The organism is Enterobacter sp. J49 (assembly GCF_002148625.1).
GTDB classification, from domain to species: Bacteria; Pseudomonadota; Gammaproteobacteria; order Enterobacterales; family Enterobacteriaceae; genus Enterobacter; species Enterobacter ludwigii.
In genome coordinates, this window is sequence record NZ_MWPY01000030.1 from 406,142 (window position 1) to 422,987 (window position 16,846).

The window sequence follows — 16,846 nt, forward strand, 5'->3', positions numbered from 1 at the left end:
AAATAACAAACCGATAAAAGAGAAGGCCGCATGTCCGTACAGAATATCGTCAATATTACTGAAGCAAACCTGCAACAGACCCTCGAACAGTCCATGACCAAACCGGTGCTGTTCTACTTCTGGTCTGAGCGTAGCCAACACTGTCTGCAGCTGACGCCGGTACTCGAAAGCCTTGCCGCGCAATACAATGGCCAGTTCATTCTGGCCAAACTGGATTGTGACGCTGAGCCTATGGTGGCGTCTCAGTTTGGCCTGCGCGCGATTCCTACCGTCTATCTGTTCCAGAATGGGCAACCTGTTGATGGCTTCCAGGGGCCACAGCCTGAAGAAGCGATCCGTGCCCTGCTGGATAAAGTCCTTCCGCGCGAGGAAGAGCTGAAGGCGCAGGAAGCCATGGGACTGATGCAGGAAGGCAAATACGACGAAGCGCTACCGCTGCTCAAAGAGGCGTGGCAGCTGTCGAAACAGGACAGCCAGATTGGCCTGCTCCTTGCAGAAACGCAGATTGCCCTGCACCGTTCCGACGATGCGGAAGCTGTGCTGAAGACCATTCCACTGCAGGATCAGGATACCCGTTATCAGGGTCTGGTTGCGCAGATCGATCTGCTGAAACAGGCGGCGGATACGCCGGAGATCCAGCAGCTTCAACAGCAGGTTGCCGAGAACCCGACCGATGCCGCGCTGGCAAGCCAGCTGGCGCTGCAGCTGCATCAGGTGGGACGTAACGAAGAAGCGCTGGCACTGCTGTTCAGCCATCTGCAAAACGATCTGGGTGCCGCCGACGGTCAGGCGCGGAAAATGTTCCAGGAGATCCTGGCCGCGCTGGGCACCGGCGATGCGCTGGCGTCGACGTACCGCCGTCAGCTGTACGCCCTGCTCTACTGATGAACAGGCCCGGTGCCGCTAGCGCTCACCGGGCCTGCAAAAGAGGCGGTCACCCCGCCTTTTTCAACTGCGTCACCACCAGCTGGTGGCGCGCGTTGTAGAACTTCCGATAGGTTAAATAGCAGGCAATGATGGTCGACAGGCTGGCCGTAGAGAGCAGCATAAAGGTCACCATGATCTGATATTTAATGGCTTTGACCGGATCGATACCGGCAAAAATCAGCCCCGACATCATTCCCGGCAGGCTAACCAGCCCAACCGTTTTTGCGGAATCCACCGTTGGGATCAGCGACGAGCGGATGCTGTCGCGGATCAGTACCGCCGAGGCCATTTTCGGTGTCGCCCCCAGGCTTAATTTCTCCTGCAGCTTCTGTTGTTCACTGCTAAACCGCTGGCCGAGGTTGTTGTAACACAGTCCTACAGCCACCATAGCGTTCCCCGCAATCATCCCGGAAATAGGGATAACCTGCATTGGCGTAAACTCGATTGAGCCGGACACCACCAGCACCGCCAGCGTCAGCGCCGTCCCGGTTGTAATGGCGATAAACGATGAGACAAACGCCTTATCGATATACTTACTGCGTTTCTGCGCGTTCCACGCCGCGTTAAAGCAGATAAACAGCACCATCAGGAGCGTCAGCACCGCGTGGTTGACGTTAAAAATATACTTCAGCACATAGCCGACAATAATGAGCTGGATAACCGCGCGGCAGATACTCCAGATAATATCTTTCTCCAGACCCAGCTTTTCCCGGTAGCTCACCACAATAGCGATCAGTACCAGCACCATCGAAAACGCCAGCGACGTATTCGTAATATTATGCTCACCCATGGTTTGCCTCCTGCATTTTCCCGCCCTGCGGCTCAAGCGTAATGACGTCATCCGCATGGGTAATTTCGTTTGAATCGTGCGTAACCCACAGCACGGCAATATTCTGCTCGCTTGCGTAACGATGAATAATCTCGTTAACGTTGCGTTTGTTCACCTCATCCAGCGCGCTGGTGATCTCGTCCAGTAACAATATCTTCGGCAAAAACTGCAGATTGCGAATCAGCGAAACACGCTGCTTTTCGCCGCCCGATAATTCATTGATGGATTTAGTCAGCGTCTCTTTCGACAGGCCAAAGCGGGCCAGATCGGCGATAAATTTTTCTGGCTCCGGCGTTTTATGACGGATTTGCCACGGAAAGACCAGGTTGTCATAAACCGTGTCCCCAAACAGCGAAGGGGTTTGCACGCAGTAAGAGACCTGCTGGCGATAGCTTTCTGGCGACAGCGTCGCGATATCCTGCCCTTCAAACAGAATAGCGCCCTCAGTAGGGCTGAGCAGTGAAGCGACTATCTTTAATAACGTACTTTTGCCACAGCCTGACGGCCCTGTTATCAGTTTGAACTCCCCCGGGGAAAGACAAAAATCGACATGCTGAAGGATCGTGGTATTTGCCACACGAAAACCGACATCCCTGACCTGCAAGAGCGTATTTTTATTGTTCATCATGCATCCTGTAACCACCTTTATTGCAACCACGCGTAGAATAATCCTTTCACGAACGCAGCGCGAATAGGGTGTGTCGATGGCTGGAGTAAAGGTTTTACCGGTATTCGTCGCGCCCCCTTCTTTACAGGGGCGAATTTCAGCCCGATAGCCGATATACTGACTTATAACACACACGCAGTTCCCTTCGTCACAGCATGCAAAACAGGAGGTTTTTATGCTTATCGTTATACCTGTCCTTATTTTCGTTGCGCTGGTTATTGTCGGCGCTGGCGTCAAAATTGTCCCACAGGGGTATCAGTGGACCGTTGAACGCTTTGGCCGCTACACCAACACGCTCCAGCCGGGTTTAAGCCTGATTGTCCCTTTCATGGACAGGATTGGACGTAAAATCAATATGATGGAACAGGTGCTGGATATTCCTTCTCAGGAAGTGATCTCCAAGGATAACGCCAACGTCACCATTGATGCGGTCTGTTTTATTCAGGTTATTGATGCCCCAAAAGCGGCCTATGAAGTCAGCAATCTGGAGCTGGCTATCGTAAATCTGACGATGACCAACATTCGTACCGTGCTCGGTTCAATGGAGCTGGACGAAATGCTCTCTCAGCGCGACAGCATTAACACCCGCCTGCTGCACATTGTCGACGAGGCCACCAACCCGTGGGGGATCAAAGTCACCCGTATTGAGATCCGCGACGTGCGTCCACCGGCAGAGCTGATCGCCTCCATGAACGCGCAGATGAAAGCGGAACGGACCAAACGCGCCTACATTCTGGAAGCTGAGGGGGTACGTCAGGCAGAGATCCTGAAAGCCGAAGGGGAAAAACAGTCGCAGATCCTGAAAGCGGAAGGTGAACGCCAGTCTGCCTTCTTACAGGCGGAAGCCCGTGAACGTTCTGCAGAAGCGGAAGCCCGCGCCACCCAGATGGTCTCTGAAGCAATTGCAGCAGGTGATATCCAGGCGGTGAACTACTTTGTTGCGCAAAAATACACTGACGCGCTGAAAGAGATTGGCTCCGCGAACAACAGCAAAGTGGTGATGATGCCGCTGGATGCCAGCAGCCTGATGGGCTCCATCGCCGGGATCACTGAACTTATCAAAGACAGCGGAAACGAGCGCAAAAAATGATTGAGCTAATCGTCGCACATCCTCATGCATTCTGGCTAAGCCTCGGTGGCTTATTGCTGGCCGCGGAGATGCTTGGCGGCAACGGTTACCTGCTCTGGAGCGGTGTTGCCGCTGTCATTACCGGGTTAGTGGTCTGGCTACTGCCCCTGGACTGGGCGTGGCAGGGGGCGTTATTTGCCGTGCTGACGCTGTTGGCCGCCTGGCTGTGGTGGCGCTGGCTTAACCGCCAGGTGACAGAGCAGAAACCGCTCGACGCCCACCTCAATCAGCGCGGGCAGCAGATTGTCGGCAAACGTTTTACGCTCGACACGGCGCTGGTTAACGGGCGCGGACATATGCGCGTGGGCGACAGTTCATGGCCCGTGGTGGCCGACGATGACCTCAGCGCCGGCACGCAGGTTGAGGTCATTGCGGTGGAAGGGATAACCCTGCGGGTTAAAGCCTGTCAGGCATGAGCCTTACGATGACAGCAGCCGGACAGATTATCGATAATCGGGCAGTCGGCGCTGTCATCCCCCGGACAGGATTCCGCCAGCGCCAGAAGCTGCTGACGCATCGCCTGTAACTCGGTAATGTGGCGTTCAATCTCAGCCACTTTCTCCAGCGTACGTTTTTTCACGTCTGCGCTATGGCGCGCCGGATCGTTAAATAAGGTGACCAGCTCGCCGCACTCTTCAAGGTTAAATCCCACCTGCCGCGCCTGGCGCAGCAGCGTCAGTTCATCAAGATGCAGTTGCGTATAACTGCGGTAGCCATTTTCACTGCGCAGCGGCGGTGTCACCAGCCCCTTCTCTTCATAAAAACGGATCGCTTTGCTGGTCAATCCGGTTTTTTTCGCAACATCACTGATATTCACATTTCCCCCTTGACCTTCCCCTTGATGGAAGGTTTAACCTTCATAACAGTTAGCGAAAAGCGTTATGCCGGTCAACATCTGACCAGATCATTATACGGGAGTTTTGTTATGTCTCACACTATTGACCTGACACTGGACGGCCTCTCCTGCGGCCACTGTGTCAAACGCGTTAAAGAAAGTCTGGAACAGCGTCCTGATGTAGACAGCGCTGAAGTGACCCTTGATCACGCCGCCGTCACCGGTAGCGCCAGTGCGGATGCGCTGATTGATACGATCAAACAGGCTGGTTATGGGGCGGAGCTGAGCCACCCAAAGGCTAAACCGCTGGCAGAGTCATCATCCCCGTCGGAAGCACTGACAGCGGCCACTCCTGAGCTTCCGGTAGCTGATGATATTGATGACAGCCAACAGCTGCTGATCAACGGCATGAGCTGCGCCAGCTGCGTCTCCCGGGTACAAAATGCCTTGCAGGCTGTACCGGGTGTCGCGCAGGCACGGGTCAATCTTGCGGAGCGTACTGCGCTGGTGATGGGCAGTGCCTCCGCCGCAGATTTAGTGCAGGCCGTTGAAAAAGCGGGCTACGGCGCAGAGGCCATCGAAGATGACCTCAAACGTCGGGAACGCCAGCAGGAAACGGCCGTCGCCACCATGAAACGCTTCCGCTGGCAGGCCATCGTCGCGCTGCTGGTCGGGGTGCCGGTCATGGTGTGGGGTATGATCGGTGACAATATGATGGTCACCGACGATAACCGCACGCTGTGGCTGGTCATTGGGTTGATTACGCTTGCCGTGATGGTCTTCGCAGGCGGTCACTTCTACTCCAGCGCCTGGAAAAGCCTGAAAAATCGCACCGCGACGATGGACACCCTTGTCGCACTCGGCACGGGTGCGGCGTGGCTGTACTCCATGAGCGTCAACGTCTGGCCCCAGTGGTTCCCGATGGAAGCGCGTCATCTCTATTATGAAGCGAGCGCGATGATTATCGGCCTGATTAACCTCGGCCATATGCTTGAAGCGCGCGCCCGTCAGCGCTCCTCCAAAGCGCTGGAGCGCCTGCTGGATTTAACCCCACCGACCGCGCGCGTCGTGACGGATGCGGGTGAAAAAAATGTCCCATTGGCTGAAGTTCAACCCGGCATGACGCTGCGCCTGACCACCGGCGACCGCGTTCCCGTCGACGGTGAAATCACTCAGGGCGAAGCCTGGTTTGACGAAGCGATGCTGACCGGCGAACCCGTCCCGCAACAGAAAGCCCAGGGCGATGCCATTCATGCCGGTACGGTGGTGCAGGACGGTAGCGTGCTTTTCACCGCCAGTGCCGTCGGCAGCCATACCACGCTGTCACGCATTATTCGCATGGTGCGTCAGGCACAGAGCAGTAAGCCGGAAATTGGTCAGCTGGCCGATAAAATCTCCGCCATATTTGTGCCGGTCGTGGTCGGTATCGCGCTGCTGAGCGCGGCTATCTGGTATGTCTTCGGCCCGGCACCGCAAATTGTTTATACCCTGGTGATTGCCACCACGGTGCTGATCATTGCCTGTCCTTGCGCGCTCGGTCTTGCCACGCCAATGTCGATCATCTCAGGCGTAGGCCGTGCCGCTGAATTTGGTGTGCTGGTACGGGATGCCGATGCGCTGCAGCGGGCGAGCACGCTGGACACGCTGGTGTTTGATAAAACCGGCACGCTGACGGAAGGGAAACCGCAGGTAGTGGCCGTGATAACCGCAGGCATCACGCAGGATGACGCGCTGCGTCTCGCCGCGGCGCTTGAACAAGGCTCCAGCCACCCGCTGGCCCACGCCATTATTGAGAAAGCCGGGAATGCCAGCCTGCCGCAGGTGAGCAATTTCCGTACCCTGCGCGGTTTAGGCGTCAGCGGTACCGCCGAAGGGCACACGCTGCTGCTAGGGAATCAGGCACTGCTGAAGGAGCATGGCGTTGAGACTTCAGCCCTGGAACAAGACCTGAAAGCTCAGGCCTCTCAGGGCGCAACCCCCGTTCTGCTTGCCGTTGATGGCAAAGCCGCGGCGCTGCTGGCAATTCGCGATCCGCTACGCCAGGACAGCGTGCAGGCGTTGCAACGCCTGCATCGCGCGGGCTATCGCCTGGTGATGTTGACCGGGGATAATCCTGTGACGGCGAACGCCATCGCCCGGGAAGCTGGGATTGACGAGGTCATTGCCGGGGTGTTACCTGACGGCAAAGCAGATGCCATCAAGACGCTGCAAAGCCAGGGTCGCCAGGTGGCGATGGTCGGTGACGGGATTAACGATGCGCCGGCGCTGGCACAGGCGGAAGTGGGTATTGCGATGGGGGGCGGTAGCGATGTCGCCATTGAGACAGCCGCCATCACCCTGATGCGTCACAGCCTGATGGGCGTTGCGGACGCGCTGGCGATTTCAAAAGCCACCTTGCGCAACATGAAGCAGAACCTGCTGGGTGCCTTCGTCTACAACTCGCTCGGTATCCCGATTGCCGCCGGTATTTTGTGGCCGCTGACCGGCACGCTGCTGAACCCGGTTGTCGCGGGTGCGGCGATGGCGCTCTCGTCCATTACCGTGGTGAGCAACGCAAACCGGTTGTTGCGGTTTAAACCGAAAGATTGAACCTTCTTCTCCTACGCGCTAGCATGAACCTTTCCGTTTATGGAGCGCGTATGAGTCTGTTTAATCGTATAAAAACATCGTTTCGCGCCCTCTTCCCCCGCCGTTATGCCTGGCCCGGCATGGATATCTCGCTTCCCGGCGGGCAGCACCTTCACCTGGTGGGCAGCATCCATATGGGCACGCAGGATATGTCCCCGCTGCCAGCCGGTCTGATGAAACTGCTGAAGAGCGCCGATGCGCTGGTCGTTGAAGCGGATATTTCGGGCCAGACGTCGCCGTTTGCCGGCCTCGAAAGCGATCTCCCCCTGGCTGAACGTCTGAACGACACGCAGTTTGCTGAACTGACGCGCGTCGCAGATGAGACGGGCGTGTCGCTCTCCATGCTGGACACACTGCCGCTGTGGCAAATCGCGATGGTCCTGCAGGCAACCCAGGCGCAGCGTCTGGGGCTACGCGGGGATTACGGTATTGATTACCAGCTGTTGAATGCCGCGAGAGCACGCCATTTGTCAGTCATTGAGCTCGAAGGCACGGACAGCCAGATAGCCCTGCTGCGCCAGCTTCCTGATGATGGGCTGATGCTGCTGGATGATACCCTGACCCACTGGCACACCAACGCGCGTCTGTTGCAAACGATGATCGGCTGGTGGCTGAATGCGCCGCCCACGGACGGTAAACTGGCGCTGCCGTCGACGTTCAGTGAATCGTTGTATGATGTGCTGATGAACGAACGCAACAAAGCCTGGCAGCAGACGTTACATGCGTTGCCTGCGGGGCGTTACGTGGTCGCTGTCGGGGCGTTACATTTGTACGGAGAAGGGAATTTGCCGTCACTGCTGAAATAAAAAAATGGCCAATATTTCTATTGGCCCGTCAAAGAGGAATTTCATCGTTTTTATTATGCCGAAGGAGACCTTCGGTTGAGCCGATTGTCGCTCAAAGTGACCATCACTGCCAATACTATTGCGCAAGATGGTGCTATTTTTTAGACAAACGTCAGGCGTATGCTGTCAGCATGAATTGTCTGTCGTAAGAAGGATAGCTATGACTCCCGCCGTTAAATTACTCGAAAAAAACAACATTCCCTTTCGGATCCACACCTACGATCACGATCCCAGCGAAACGAATTTTGGTGATGAAGTGGTGCGCAAACTGGGGCTGAACGCCGATCGGGTTTATAAGACGCTGCTGGTGGCGGTGAACGGTGATATGAAACACCTCGCCGTCGCGGTAACGCCTGTTGCCGGGCAGCTGGATCTCAAGAAAGTGGCCAAAGCGCTGGGGGCAAAGAAGGTGGATATGGCCGATCCGATGGTTGCGCAACGCACTACCGGCTACCTTGTTGGCGGTATCAGCCCGCTCGGGCAGAAAAAACGCCTGCCGACGCTGATTGATGCCCCTTCGCAGACCTTCGACACCATTTATATTTCCGGCGGCAAACGCGGGCTGGATATTGAACTGTCCGCAGGCGATCTGGCGAAAATACTGGACGCGACATTTGCGGATATTGCGCGACGGGATTGAGGAATTGGCCCGGAGGCACTGTGCTTACCGGGCCGACGATTCTCATACAGACCGGGTCAGGCGTAGCCGCCCCCCGGCACAAAACCGCACTACTGCCAGCTCACCTCGCCTTTCGGCTCGTAGGTATTCACGTCGATCGGTGAATTCTGCTCGATGAACTGCTTCAGCACTTCCGCATCGATAAACCCGGTATTCACATAGCCCGGTTTATTGTCGATATGCGGATAACCGTCACCACCGGTGGCGTTAAAGCTTAATGTTGCCATGCGGTAGGTTTTAGCAGGATCGACCGGCTCGCCTTTGATTTTGAGGTCGTTGAGCTTGCCATCCTTCGCCACAAAGCTGACGTTGGCAAACTGCGGATAAGCGCCGGAGTCCGGCTTCATCTGCGCCACGGCGGTGAGATAGTCAATCACCTCTTTACCGCTCATGTCGACATACACCACGATGTTACCGAACGGCTGAACCTTCAGCACATCTTTATAGGTGATGTTTCCGCCTTCGATGGAGTCGCGGATGCCGCCGCCGCTCATCACGCCAAAATCGGCATTTGTGCGCGCCATTTGTGCCGCCAGCACCAGATGCCCCATATTGGTCTGCACAAAGCGAACTTTGCTGCGGTCCCCTTCCAGACGACCATTCAGCGTACCAATCTTCACGTCCAGCTGCGCCTTGCCTTTATTCTGGAAGGGCGTCAGCAGGGAGAGCATCTGCGCGTTCTCAGCAATTTCTGGGGTGTAGAGTACGCGTTCACTCTTCCCGTCAGGGTAAGTCACTTTCTTCTTCAGGTTGACCGGAATGAGCTGATAGTGCACCAGCTTCATCTCGCCGTTACGGAACTCAAAGTCCGCACGCCCCACGTATTTACCCCATTCGTGCGCCTGCACAATCCAGATACCGTTCTGACGGTCCGGAGCACACGGCGTGCCTGGCACGTAGTCGACCTGCTTTTTATTCTCTGACGCCATGCAGACCGGGTCTTGTGAATGACCGCCCACAATCATCGCCAGCGAGCCTGCAGGCAGGCTGCGAGCCATCTCCACGTCACCCGGCGCATTCGAGCCGTGCTCACCGTTGTCGTAGTGGCCCATATGGGTGGTGGCAATAATGACATCCGGCTTTTCGTTCTGCTGCAATTCCTGAATGACCAGCTTCGCTTCGTCTGCAGGCTTACGGAATTCGATATCGGTAAAGAACTCAGGGTTGCCGATTTTCGCCGTATCGTCGGTGGTTAACCCGATGACCGCAATTTTCAGATCCTGACGCTTAAACAGCGCCCAGGGTTTGAACAGTCGCTCGCCGGTGCTTTTTTGGTAGATGTTGGCAGAGAGGAACGGGAATTTGGCCCATTTTTCCTGCTGACGCAGCACCGTCAGCGGGTTATCGAACTCATGGTTACCGACGGCCATCGCATCGTAGCCAATAAGATTCATGCCGCGGAAATCAGGCTCCGCATCCTGTAAATCAGATTCCGGCACGCCGGTATTGATATCGCCCCCCGACAGCAGCAGTACGCTGCCCCCCTGGGCTGCCACCTCTTTACGAATGCCATCCACCAGCGTTTTTTGTGCCGACAGACCGTATTCGCCGTATTCACTGCGCCAGAAATGGCCGTGATGATCGTTGGTATGCAGAATGGTGATTTTATAGGTTTTATCTTTTTCATAGGCCTGCACGGGCAGGCTAACCAGACCCCAGGCGGCGATCAGCGCCAGCGCGACGCTCCGCTTCATTAACTTCATCTTCTCTCTCCCTGACCAATAGACAAAGGCAAAAATTACAGTGACTAATAAGAATAGACAAATAAGTTTTCAGAATTGCGACTTTATTCAAATGTCACTGCCGGGTATGTTAGTTGGATAATAATTACACCCTGCATTTCTAATAACAAAAGACGTGGTATTCATCTCTATGGCAATCAGTGAATCAACCCAGCCCGTGTCTGGCGCTCCGGCGTCGCGCACCTCGTTTAAAGTGTTAGGCGCAATCAGCCTTTCACATCTGCTCAACGACATGATCCAGTCGTTGATTCTCGCGATCTACCCGCTGCTGCAGTCCGAGTTTTCATTAACGTTCGTGCAGATCGGGATGATCACCCTGACCTTCCAGCTGGCCTCCTCACTTCTGCAACCGGTCGTGGGCTACTGGACGGATAAATATCCTATGCCGTGGTCGCTACCGATTGGCATGTGTTTTACCTTGAGCGGGCTGGTGCTGCTGGCAATGGCAGGCAGCTTTGAAGCAGTGCTGATTGCCGCCGCGCTGGTGGGCACGGGGTCGTCGGTCTTTCACCCGGAGTCCTCACGCGTGGCGCGCATGGCCTCCGGGGGCCGTCACGGGCTGGCGCAATCGCTGTTTCAGGTGGGCGGTAACTTTGGCAGCTCCCTCGGCCCACTGCTGGCAGCGGTGATCATCGCTCCGTACGGCAAGGGTAACGTGGCGTGGTTTGTGCTGGCAGCCTTGCTGGCGATTATCGTACTGATTCAGATAAGCCGCTGGTATGCCGCGCAGCATCGCGTGAACAAAGGTAAACCTAAAGCGAAGGTTATCAATCCCCTTCCTCGCGATAAGGTCATTCTGGCCGTCTCCGTGCTTCTGGTGCTGATTTTCTCGAAATACTTCTATATGGCGAGCATCAGCAGCTATTACACCTTTTACCTGATGCAAAAATTCGGATTATCGGTCCAAAACGCCCAGCTTCACCTGTTTGCCTTCCTGTTTGCGGTGGCTGCAGGGACGGTTATCGGCGGGCCTGTGGGCGATAAAATCGGGCGCAAATACGTCATTTGGGGCTCTATCCTCGGCGTGGCCCCGTTTACCCTTATTTTGCCGTATGCAAGCCTGGAGTGGACGGGGATTTTGACCGTGATTATTGGGTTTATCCTCGCCTCGGCGTTTTCCGCCATCCTTGTTTACGCGCAGGAGCTGCTGCCAGGCCGTATCGGTATGGTTTCCGGACTCTTTTTCGGTTTTGCTTTCGGCATGGGCGGCCTTGGTGCGGCAGTGCTGGGCATGATTGCCGACCACACCAGTATCTTCCTGGTCTATAAAATCTGTGCTTTCCTGCCGCTTCTGGGGATGTTGACCATATTCCTGCCTGATAACCGTCATAAAGCGTAATATAACGGTCGCTAAAGTTTTACTTTGGCGACCTGACACCCTGATGCCATAAGGGTTTCTTCTGTATCCCCCCGCCTAATTTATCAAAATGCGCTTTTTTACACGCATATTGCTGTTTTATTCAAACTTCAACAATTATTCATAAACATAACGGCAAAAATTGTCATAAACTATTACTCGGTTTTTGGTTTTTTAACCAAATGGAACACCCACAACGAAAGGAGACGGAATGCATCACGCCACACCGCTTATCACCACCATTGTTGGTGGACTTGTGCTCGCTTTTATCCTCGGCATGATTGCCAATAAACTGCGTATTTCGCCTCTGGTGGGCTATTTGTTAGCGGGTGTGCTGGCGGGTCCTTTTACGCCAGGTTTCGTGGCGGATACCAAACTGGCGCCCGAACTGGCGGAATTAGGCGTGATTCTGCTGATGTTTGGCGTGGGTCTGCATTTCTCACTGAAGGATCTGATGGCGGTAAAGTCGATCGCCATACCGGGAGCGATCGCACAGATAGCCGTAGCGACGCTGCTGGGAATGGCGCTTTCGACAGTGCTTGGCTGGTCGCTGATGACCGGTATCGTCTTTGGGCTGTGTCTTTCAACCGCCAGTACTGTCGTACTGCTGCGCGCGCTTGAGGAGAGGCAGCTTATCGACAGCCAGCGCGGACAAATCGCGATAGGCTGGCTGATTGTGGAAGACCTGGTGATGGTGCTGACGCTGGTGTTGCTGCCTGCCGTCGCCGGTATGATGGAAAAAGAGAGCGTCGGCTTTGCGACGCTGGCGCTGGACATGAGCATCACCATCGGGAAAGTGGTGGCGTTTATCACCATTATGATGCTGGTGGGCCGCCGTCTGGTGCCGTGGATCCTGTCCCGCAGCGCGGCCACCGGCTCCCGTGAGTTGTTTACTCTGTCTGTCCTTGCCCTGGCGCTGGGGATTGCCTTTGGTGCCGTTGAACTGTTCGACGTCTCCTTTGCACTGGGCGCGTTCTTCGCCGGGATGGTGCTGAACGAATCCGAGCTGAGCCACCGTGCGGCGCACGATACGCTGCCGCTGCGCGACGCCTTCGCCGTCCTGTTCTTTGTCTCCGTCGGGATGCTGTTTGATCCGATGGTTCTGGTTCAGCAGCCGCTGGCCGTGTTGGGCACCCTGGCGATTATTATCTTTGGTAAGTCGGTTGCCGCCTTCTTCCTGGTACGGATGTTTGGCCACTCGCCGCGTACCGCTCTTACCATCGCCGCCAGCCTGGCGCAGATTGGTGAGTTCGCCTTTATTCTGGCAGGCCTGGGTATGGCGCTGAATCTGCTGCCGCAGGCCGGGCAAAACCTGGTCCTCGCCGGAGCGATCCTCTCCATCATGCTGAACCCGGTCCTGTTTGCGTTGCTGGAAAAATACCTCGATAAAACCGAAACGCTGGAAGAGCAGACGCTGGAAGAAGCTATCGAAGAAGAGAAGCAGATCCCGGTGGATATTTGCAATCATGCCCTGCTGGTCGGCTTTGGCCGCGTAGGAAGTCTGCTCGGTGAGAAGCTGATGGCGCAGGGGATCCCGCTGGTGGTGATTGAAACATCACGTACCCGTGTCGACGAGCTGCGCGAGCGCGGCGTTCGCGCGGTGTTGGGCAATGCGGCAAACGAAGAGATCATGAATCTCGCGCATCTGGACTGCGCGCGCTGGCTGCTGCTGACCATTCCAAACGGCTATGAAGCGGGTGAAATTGTGGCGTCCGCACGTGAAAAATGCCCGAATATTGAGATCATTGCCCGTGCCCATTATGACGATGAGGTGGAGTACATTACCGAACGGGGTGCGGATCAGGTGGTGATGGGTGAACGCGAAATTGCAAAAGCGATGCTGACGCTGTTAACGAAACCGCCGGTTGACGAGGTGGTGACAGGGTAAGTGTGCCTCCTGCAGCCCTGACTGACCCTCTCCCACGGGGAGAGGGTACAAATACGAATACGGCAACCGCAAGGTTGCCGTTTTGCCTTTATCGGTCCCAGTAGGCTTCTTCGAGGCTATCTTCCCTTTCCGGCAGACCGCGGGTTAAGCGCGGCGAGTGCTGGTTCAGCACCTGATAACTCACGCGGTTCGCGTACTTACACACCTGCGCCAGCGACGAATAGGTCAGCCAGTTGAATTTGTGCTTGCTGGAATTCGGGACGTTGGTTTTATGGTAGGCATTCGCAGTGATGTCATGCAGCAGCGCCGCCAGTGCGCCATCTCCCGCGCCATTGGTGTTCATGATCTTTTCTGGCCCGCCCATATACGGTGCGATGTGGGAGTAAATACGCAGCGGGTTTTCGCAATCTTTATGGCGAATCGCACGGCTGAACTCGTACTGGTTAAACTCGGCAATGGCGCCTGGCAGCAGTGGATGCTGCGTTTTGCGTTTGCTCTCTTCTTCCGTGAAGCCTGCCATATACAGCCCTACCGGTCCGGCAGTGCAGAGCACCAGATCGACCCAGTCGAGCGCTTTATCGGAGGCCAGCAGCGGATCGCTCTCGCCGGTCAACGCTTCAGCCTCTTCTTCGTTCATCGCCAGAATCGAGACGTGTTCCTTCAGGAAGGCCTGCCACCACTCGGGGTTGTCGGCTATCACGAATTTGGTGCCCAGCGTCAGAACGACCGGCACATTGTATTTCTTCGCGTACTCAATCGCTTTCATGGTGGCTTCCGGCATCGGCTCGCCGGGTTTACAGCGCACCAGATACGACGTCAGCACCAGTGCAGACGCACCCGCTATCACCGCTTCCGGAATGCTCTCTGCACGCAGCTTATTCATGTGGCCGGGGCTGATGGCAAAGGTACGTTCGCCGGAATCGCTGATCAGCGTGAAACAGCGGCCAATCGGCCCGTCAACGCCCTGAAGGTAGTTCAGATCGGTGCGGCTGGAGGTATTGCACAAATAACGGTAGGCGTAGCCACCAATTTCGATGTTGCTGCACATGACGCCCAATAACACAGAGCGGTCGTCGGCAAGCACCGAGTAGTTGTGCATGGTGTTGCCGATAGTGCCACCGGCAAACTGATGGGTGATCAGGTTTTCGCGCGTCAGCTCCTGATATAGGGCTTCTGCAACATCGTCCTCAATCACCAGCGAGTGACCGGCGCTCAGACCGTAACGAGCGACAAACGCATCATCCACTTTAGCTTCAATGTCCACCAGCGTCTGATCGATACCGACGACCCATGCGGCGCTGGTTTCATTTTCCGGCTGGATTTGCTGCAGGAGCGGATCGCGGGCATCAACGGGAAAGTAGTGTTTAGATTTGCGTTTACCGGGAAATTTCATGGGTCTGAACTGTGCAAGGATTATGGGCCGGGAATGGTAGCACAAACCCGGCCCATAGTGCGATCAGCGGCTGTTTGTCACCAGCGACACCATCATCTCGATATGCTCAGGCGAGTCGTTAAGGGCCGGAATGTATTCGTATTTCGTTCCGCCCGCCTCGAGGAAGAACTCTCTGTTCTGCACGGCAATCTCTTCCAGCGTTTCCAGACAGTCGGCGGAGAAACCGGGTGACATCACCTGAATATGTTTCACGCCCTTCTCACCGAGCATTTTGAGGGTTTCGTCGGTATAAGGCGTTAACCACGGCTCGCGGCCAAAACGCGACTGGAAGGTCATCATCACTTTCTCTGGCGGCAGGCCGAGGGCTGAGACCAGCTCACGGGTTGTATCGCGGCAGCGCTGGGGGTAATCATCCCCTTCATTGGCGAAGCGCTGCGGGATCCCATGATAGGAGAGCAACAGCAGATCCGGCTCGCCATGTTTTTCAAACGACGCGCGCGCGCTACTGGCAAGCGCTTTAATATAGCGTTCGTTATCGGCGTAATCGCGAATAAAGGTCACACCAGGAATACGGCGGCGGGTCGCCAGAATACGTGCCAGCTCATCCCAGACGGCGGCAACCGTCGAGCAGGAGTACTGCGGATAAAGGGCGAGAACCACAATGTGGTCGACGCCCTGCGCCAGCAGCGAGTCGACCGCGCTTTCCAGTGACGGTTTACCGTAGCTCATGCCCAGCGCGACGGGCATATCCGGCAGGCGGGCGGCCAGCGCTTTTTCCTGCCGACGGCTATACACCATCAGCGGTGAGCCCTCTTCCATCCAGACGGACTGATAAAGCTTTGCGACACGTGGGGCACGAATCGGCAGAATGACGCCACGCAGCAGCGGCCACCACAACAGTCTTGGGGTATCCACGACGCGCGTGTCGCTTAAAAATTGTCGCAGGTAGCGTTTTACCGCTTCTGATGTCGGTGCATCTGGTGTACCCAGATTGGCAAGCAGGATGCCGGTTTTCGCCTGACTCATTCACGCCTCTTAACCATTTGAATGGTTTTCAATTGTAGCGGAAAAGCGTTTAAACGAAACCCATTGCTGCAATAGGTAAGATGAGAATTTTTCTCACCCGGAGAGCCCGGGTGAGAGAGGTGCAATTAGCCGAGGATTTTTTCCAGCTCTGCACGAACGTCAGCAACGGCTTTGGTGCCATCAACTTTCGCGTATTTGGTGTTACCCGCCTGCGCTTCTTTGGTGTAATAACCGATCAGCGGAGCGGTCATCTGATGGTATTCCACCAGACGTTTACGCACGGTCTCTTCCTGATCGTCTTTACGGGTGGTCAGCTCTTCACCGGTAACGTCATCTTTACCTTCAACCTTAGGCGGGTTGAATTTGATGTGGTAAACGCGGCCAGATGCAGCGTGTACGCGACGACCAACAATACGGTCAACGATCAGCTCGTCCGGCACGTCGAACTCGAGCACGTAGTCCACGTTGATGCCCGCTTCTTTCATGGCATCAGCCTGAGGAATGGTGCGTGGGAAGCCGTCCAGCAGGAAACCGTTACGGCAGTCTTCCTGAGCAATGCGCTCTTTGACCAGAGCGATAACCAGCTCGTCGGTCACCAGCTTGCCTGCGTCCATGATGTCTTTCGCTTGTTTACCCAGCTCGGAGCCAGATTTAACAGCGGCGCGCAGCATATCACCGGTGGAGATTTGCGGAATACCGTATTTCTCCATGATGAACTGAGCCTGAGTTCCTTTACCCGCGCCCGGAGCGCCAAGCAGAATAATACGCATTGCGAAAATCCCCTCAAAAGTCGATTCAATTTTTCAAAAGCGCTAAACAATACCACCAGAACGGATATGGCTCAAGGAAGGCAGGCGGGCTGAAACGGTTAATGAAGGGAGATTAACGGGAAGGAGCGGTC

General features: G+C 55.7%; 15 protein-coding genes. 8 read left to right on the top strand and 7 right to left on the bottom strand.

Annotation, left to right across the window (positions count from 1 at the left end; genetic code table 11):
- The first annotated feature begins 30 nt into the window (after positions 1-30).
- Positions 31-885 carry a co-chaperone YbbN gene (locus BJP35_RS10775; RefSeq protein ID WP_086463097.1) on the top strand — a complete coding sequence of 285 codons (855 nt, stop codon included), beginning with the start codon at positions 31-33 and terminating at the stop codon, positions 883-885.
- Between the two features lie 49 nt (positions 886-934).
- Here the strand turns inward: BJP35_RS10775 and fetB are convergent, their stop codons facing one another.
- On the bottom strand, positions 935-1,717 hold the full coding sequence (gene fetB / locus BJP35_RS10780) for an iron export ABC transporter permease subunit FetB (RefSeq protein WP_020885171.1): 783 nt from the start codon (positions 1,715-1,717) through the stop codon (positions 935-937).
- The gene (gene fetA / locus BJP35_RS10785; RefSeq protein WP_063925408.1) at positions 1,710-2,381 is read right to left on the bottom strand and encodes an iron ABC transporter ATP-binding protein FetA; all 672 of its coding nucleotides are present in this window, start codon (positions 2,379-2,381) and stop codon (positions 1,710-1,712) included. Before fetA ends, fetB begins: the two co-directional genes overlap by 8 nt.
- 217 nt (positions 2,382-2,598) lie before the next feature.
- On the opposite strand from fetA, the gene BJP35_RS10790 reads away from it, so the two are divergent.
- Positions 2,599-3,513, top strand: coding sequence for an SPFH domain-containing protein (locus BJP35_RS10790; protein WP_014168925.1), 915 nt, complete (start codon positions 2,599-2,601; stop codon positions 3,511-3,513).
- Positions 3,510-3,968: an NfeD family protein gene (locus tag BJP35_RS10795; RefSeq protein ID WP_014168924.1), complete on the top strand. Its 459-nt coding sequence runs from the start codon at positions 3,510-3,512 to the stop codon at positions 3,966-3,968. Before BJP35_RS10790 ends, BJP35_RS10795 begins: the two co-directional genes overlap by 4 nt.
- On the opposite strand, the gene cueR is transcribed toward BJP35_RS10795, so the two are convergent.
- Positions 3,959-4,369: a Cu(I)-responsive transcriptional regulator gene (gene cueR, locus BJP35_RS10800; RefSeq protein WP_014168923.1), complete on the bottom strand. Its 411-nt coding sequence runs from the start codon at positions 4,367-4,369 to the stop codon at positions 3,959-3,961. The genes BJP35_RS10795 and cueR overlap by 10 nt on opposite strands.
- Before the next feature lie 108 nt (positions 4,370-4,477).
- Here cueR and copA point away from each other — a divergent pair, with 108 nt between their 5' ends.
- The 3 genes from copA (at position 4,478) to ybaK (ending at position 8,500) form a co-directional block, all read left to right on the top strand.
- Positions 4,478-6,976 carry a copper-exporting P-type ATPase CopA gene (gene copA, locus BJP35_RS10805; protein WP_063925409.1) on the top strand — a complete coding sequence of 833 codons (2,499 nt, stop codon included), beginning with the start codon at positions 4,478-4,480 and terminating at the stop codon, positions 6,974-6,976.
- 50 nt (positions 6,977-7,026) lie between these two features.
- Positions 7,027-7,821, top strand: coding sequence for a TraB/GumN family protein (locus BJP35_RS10810; protein WP_025204835.1), 795 nt, complete (start codon positions 7,027-7,029; stop codon positions 7,819-7,821).
- 199 nt (positions 7,822-8,020) lie between these two features.
- Positions 8,021-8,500 carry a Cys-tRNA(Pro)/Cys-tRNA(Cys) deacylase YbaK gene (gene ybaK / locus BJP35_RS10820; protein WP_020885175.1) on the top strand — a complete coding sequence of 160 codons (480 nt, stop codon included), beginning with the start codon at positions 8,021-8,023 and terminating at the stop codon, positions 8,498-8,500.
- 89 nt (positions 8,501-8,589) lie between these two features.
- Here ybaK and ushA read toward each other — a convergent pair whose 3' ends face one another.
- On the bottom strand, positions 8,590-10,242 hold the full coding sequence (ushA, locus tag BJP35_RS10825) for a bifunctional UDP-sugar hydrolase/5'-nucleotidase UshA (RefSeq protein WP_014168919.1): 1,653 nt from the start codon (positions 10,240-10,242) through the stop codon (positions 8,590-8,592).
- A 169-nt stretch (positions 10,243-10,411) separates the two neighbouring features.
- Between ushA and BJP35_RS10830 the strand changes: the two genes are divergently transcribed.
- Together BJP35_RS10830 and ybaL are read left to right on the top strand one after the other, a co-directional pair.
- The gene (locus BJP35_RS10830) at positions 10,412-11,620 is read left to right on the top strand and encodes an MFS transporter (RefSeq protein WP_032677549.1); all 1,209 of its coding nucleotides are present in this window, start codon (positions 10,412-10,414) and stop codon (positions 11,618-11,620) included.
- A gap of 229 nt (positions 11,621-11,849) precedes the next feature.
- Entirely contained in the window at positions 11,850-13,526 is a 1,677-nt protein-coding gene (gene ybaL / locus BJP35_RS10835; RefSeq protein ID WP_047744113.1) for a YbaL family putative K(+) efflux transporter, read from the top strand.
- 88 nt (positions 13,527-13,614) lie between these two features.
- Here the strand turns inward: ybaL and BJP35_RS10840 are convergent, their stop codons facing one another.
- From BJP35_RS10840 to adk, 3 genes are all read right to left on the bottom strand, one after another.
- A complete protein-coding gene (locus tag BJP35_RS10840; protein ID WP_020885178.1) occupies positions 13,615-14,919 on the bottom strand; it encodes an inosine/guanosine kinase in 1,305 nt (434 codons plus the stop codon).
- Positions 14,920-14,982: 63 nt separating this feature from the next.
- Positions 14,983-15,945 (bottom strand): ferrochelatase, encoded by a 963-nt coding sequence (hemH, locus tag BJP35_RS10845; RefSeq protein WP_025204839.1) that lies wholly within the window; start codon positions 15,943-15,945, stop codon positions 14,983-14,985.
- A 125-nt stretch (positions 15,946-16,070) separates the two neighbouring features.
- Positions 16,071-16,715: an adenylate kinase gene (gene adk / locus BJP35_RS10850; protein ID WP_006809841.1), complete on the bottom strand. Its 645-nt coding sequence runs from the start codon at positions 16,713-16,715 to the stop codon at positions 16,071-16,073.
- Between the last annotated feature and the right edge of the window lie 131 nt (positions 16,716-16,846).

Excerpts from the sequence above, each read along its gene's own strand:
- BJP35_RS10775 (WP_086463097.1), top strand. The coding sequence starts at position 31 with ATGTCCGTACAGAATATCGTCAATATTACTGAAGCAAACCTGCAACAG.
- fetB (WP_020885171.1), bottom strand. The coding sequence starts at position 1,717 with ATGGGTGAGCATAATATTACGAATACGTCGCTGGCGTTTTCGATGGTG.
- fetA (WP_063925408.1), bottom strand. The coding sequence starts at position 2,381 with ATGAACAATAAAAATACGCTCTTGCAGGTCAGGGATGTCGGTTTTCGT.
- BJP35_RS10790 (WP_014168925.1), top strand. The coding sequence starts at position 2,599 with ATGCTTATCGTTATACCTGTCCTTATTTTCGTTGCGCTGGTTATTGTC.
- BJP35_RS10795 (WP_014168924.1), top strand. The coding sequence starts at position 3,510 with ATGATTGAGCTAATCGTCGCACATCCTCATGCATTCTGGCTAAGCCTC.
- copA (WP_063925409.1), top strand. The coding sequence starts at position 4,478 with ATGTCTCACACTATTGACCTGACACTGGACGGCCTCTCCTGCGGCCAC.
- BJP35_RS10810 (WP_025204835.1), top strand. The coding sequence starts at position 7,027 with ATGAGTCTGTTTAATCGTATAAAAACATCGTTTCGCGCCCTCTTCCCC.
- ybaK (WP_020885175.1), top strand. The coding sequence starts at position 8,021 with ATGACTCCCGCCGTTAAATTACTCGAAAAAAACAACATTCCCTTTCGG.
- ushA (WP_014168919.1), bottom strand. The coding sequence starts at position 10,242 with ATGAAGTTAATGAAGCGGAGCGTCGCGCTGGCGCTGATCGCCGCCTGG.
- BJP35_RS10830 (WP_032677549.1), top strand. The coding sequence starts at position 10,412 with ATGGCAATCAGTGAATCAACCCAGCCCGTGTCTGGCGCTCCGGCGTCG.
- ybaL (WP_047744113.1), top strand. The coding sequence starts at position 11,850 with ATGCATCACGCCACACCGCTTATCACCACCATTGTTGGTGGACTTGTG.
- BJP35_RS10840 (WP_020885178.1), bottom strand. The coding sequence starts at position 14,919 with ATGAAATTTCCCGGTAAACGCAAATCTAAACACTACTTTCCCGTTGAT.
- hemH (WP_025204839.1), bottom strand. The coding sequence starts at position 15,945 with ATGAGTCAGGCGAAAACCGGCATCCTGCTTGCCAATCTGGGTACACCA.
- adk (WP_006809841.1), bottom strand. The coding sequence starts at position 16,715 with ATGCGTATTATTCTGCTTGGCGCTCCGGGCGCGGGTAAAGGAACTCAG.